Origin of the sequence: Halolactibacillus sp. JCM 19043, from assembly GCF_001310395.1 — a bacterium.
Classification (GTDB): Bacteria; Bacillota; Bacilli; order Bacillales; family Amphibacillaceae; genus Halolactibacillus; species Halolactibacillus miurensis.
On the sequence record NZ_BAXD01000075.1, the window covers coordinates 1 to 1,567 of the forward strand.

Sequence of the window (1,567 nt, forward strand, 5' to 3'; positions counted from 1 at the left end):
GAACTACTCCACCTTAATTTCTTACGAAATTTGAAGATGGAGATTCCTAAGAAGACCAACCTAACGGTCAGTTATGGATTAGGCTATCCCCGAAGTCCCTTCGGTTAGAAGTCTTATCGCTTCAGCTTCAATATTTTTACTTGCGTTCAGATCTCTATCGTGATGGGTGTGACACGTTGGACATTTCCATTCACGCAAAGCAAGATGCTTAACGTCTTTATTTCGGTAGCCACAGCAAGAACATAGTTGGCTCGAAGGGAAGGTTTTTCCTACTGGCACCACCTGTTTCCCGTACCATTTTGCCTTATATTCAAGCATTGAACGAAATTCTGACCAACTGACTTCGCTAATCGCTCTTGCGAGCTTATGATTCTTTATCATATTTGACACCTGCAAATCTTCAATACCTATGATGTCGTGGTTTTTGACAATATCGGTACTGAGTTTGTGCAGAAAATCCGTACGTGCATGTTTAATTTTTTCGTGAATACGGGCAACTTTCACTTTTTGCTTTTGATAATTTTTTGCTTCGTGCAACGGCTTGCCGTCTTTCTTTGCCTGTTCGTATCTGCGTGATAGCTTCCGTTGTTCCATCTCTAATTTCCGTTCTAACGAACGAAGGAAACGAGGGTTCTTATGAACTGTTCCGTCTGAAAGGATAGCGAAATCTTTTAAACCAACATCTATCCCTACGGCGCTTTTTGTTTTAGAAAGATCATAGACGGCCGTTTCTGTAAGAATAGATATGAAGTACTTGCCCGTCGCGTTTCGTCTGATTGTCGCTGACAGAATACGCCCTTCTACGTCACGGCTTTTCGCAAACTTTACAAGTCCAAGTTTGGGGAGTTTCACCTTATTGTTAATGATGGCGATATTCCCGTTTGTTTGCTTTGTCGTATAGGATTGAACGGGATTTTTCTTTGACTTGAATCGTGGGGCTTTATTCTGCTTCTTAAAGAAGCGTCTGAAACTATCTGAAAGATACTTCACGCTTGTTTGCACAGCAATACTATCCACTTCTTTGAGCCATTCATATTCTTTTTTTAACTTGGGAAGTTGAGAGGAACAAGCGTCATAAGTAAGTCCTTTGCCTGTTTTTCTGTAAGTATCATTCCATGCCGAAAGGAAATGATTGAATACAAAACGAGAACAGCCGATCGTCTTTGCGATTAGGATTTCCTGTTCGATTGTCGGATAGATACGGAACTTATAGGCTTTATTCACCAACATTGAAATCTGCCTCCTTTCTCGATATGATATACATATCGTAGCACATATTCAATATATTTTCGTCTATCATTTTAGGGGGTTATGATGGAAAAACAATCCGTTGTATTAAGATTCCCAAAAACACTTTTGAATAGAGTGGACAAATACAAAGATGAAAAAGGGTTTGGTACTCGTACACAAACTATTTTTCACCTCATACAAGTAGCACTCGACAAGTCGGGCAATTAAGACGGGGAAGTCCTATCCCTTGCCCAAAGGCGATTCATCCCCCACTTACTCATTGGCTTAGCCATAACATTCCTTGAAGATGGGGTTTTCTCGCCTAATTTAGATAAAA

The 1,567-nt window shown here is 40.3% G+C and carries 1 protein-coding gene; it reads right to left on the bottom strand.

The genetic code is table 11. The features are described 5' to 3' along the window. Positions 1-78 precede the first annotated feature (78 nt). A complete protein-coding gene (gene tnpB / locus JCM19043_RS15635; protein WP_062323985.1) occupies positions 79-1,230 on the bottom strand; it encodes an IS200/IS605 family element RNA-guided endonuclease TnpB in 1,152 nt (383 codons plus the stop codon). Positions 1,231-1,567: the final 337 nt, after the last annotated feature.

Excerpts from the sequence above, each read along its gene's own strand:
- tnpB (WP_062323985.1), bottom strand. The coding sequence starts at position 1,230 with ATGTTGGTGAATAAAGCCTATAAGTTCCGTATCTATCCGACAATCGAA.